Annotated in this window: 2 protein-coding genes; one reads left to right on the forward strand and one right to left on the reverse strand. The window is 39.0% G+C overall.

The genetic code is table 11. The features are described from left to right. Positions 1-458: 458 nt before the first annotated feature. Complete coding sequence (locus PX481_RS02890; protein WP_002760422.1) at positions 459-923, reverse strand: helix-turn-helix domain-containing protein; 465 nt, start codon at positions 921-923, stop codon at positions 459-461. A gap of 208 nt (positions 924-1,131) precedes the next feature. Between PX481_RS02890 and PX481_RS02895 the strand changes: the two genes are divergently transcribed. Then, positions 1,132-1,285: helix-turn-helix domain-containing protein (locus PX481_RS02895; RefSeq protein ID WP_288093584.1), on the forward strand; the 154-nt coding region annotated here is incomplete at its 3' end.

Genomic DNA, 1,285 nt, shown 5'->3' on the forward strand with positions numbered 1-1,285 from the left:
GGGTAAGACTTTTAGACTTTTTGTCAATCAAAAAGTACCAGATATGGGAGTGGTCGGGGGGAAAATCCCTGGACTTTTTCCCTGAAAATTAGGTAATTTACCCGATGAAAATGGGTAAAACCCCACACCCCACACCCCACACCCTACACCCTGCCCCTAGGAAAAACTTTTTCAGCAGACCCTAGTTAGTCAAGTTTTTAATTTCATTAGTCATTGTTTCTTCCATTGCTTCAATCGTTTCAAAATGCTCATTAACCAGGGGTTCATCTACTAGAGACCACAATCTCTCGGCTGGCTGTAATTTTGGCGAATAAGCAAAGTAGAAAATCGAGCATGATTCCCTCGGCAACTTAAAGTTTTTGACTTCTATCTGAGAATTGGTAAATTTATCTCTTAATTATTGGACTTTTACTGGTAAATTCTGCTTAAATTTTTCTGGTTTAACTGGGTCTCCCTTTTTATGTTTTTGTCTCGGTTTTTGACAAGAATATCTGCACTTTTTTTAAGTAATCCCATCCCCTTTGATTCCAAACTTTTTCTCGTCCCGTTTCCTTTTCTATCCATCTAGCCACCTTCGGACCTGTCCAGATTCCTCCATCGGCAGGACGTTTTTTCAGTTCTTCTTTTAATTTTTGCAATTGTTCTTCCTTCAATAAAGGTTCTTTTCCTCTCCGATGTTCCACACTTTTTTTCTTGAGATTTTTAACTCCTTCTTCTCCTAATTCATTATATCTTTTGAGAATTCTAAAACTATATTGATAATCTAATCCTACAGCTACTGCAGCATTTTTGATTGTCCATCCTAACGATATTTTCCACAATAAGTGCCATCTTCTTGTTTCTACTGAGTCTTGACTGCTTCTGTATCTATCTTTCAGTTCCTCTGAACTTAGATGTTCGGCTAAGTAAGCTTTCTTGGGCATTTTATCTCATTGTTTTTATTTACCCTATTATAACAGGATTTAGGCTCAAACGGTAAGTCTGCCAAAGGAAGCGTCAAAAGCGCAAAATCTGCGAGATTAGTTTTGGAAACGCTAATCTCAGCGAAGCCGATTAGCTTAGTTCATATCGCTCTCATCGAAAATTTTGGGTCTGAAACCCCGCCGTTTTACGGCGGCTTTGCTGTTAAATATGAGCATCGTTTACACGATATATGCTAGAATGCGGGATATGGAAAAAGCCTATTCGTTTCGATTTTACCCAACACCAGAACAAGAGTCGCTATTGCGGCGCACATTGGGCTGTGTAAGATTAGTTTACAACAAAGCTCTCCACGAACGAACAC

Source organism: Microcystis sp. M53603_WE2, assembly GCF_030065435.1.

Excerpts from the sequence above, each read along its gene's own strand:
- PX481_RS02890 (WP_002760422.1), bottom strand. The coding sequence starts at position 923 with ATGCCCAAGAAAGCTTACTTAGCCGAACATCTAAGTTCAGAGGAACTG.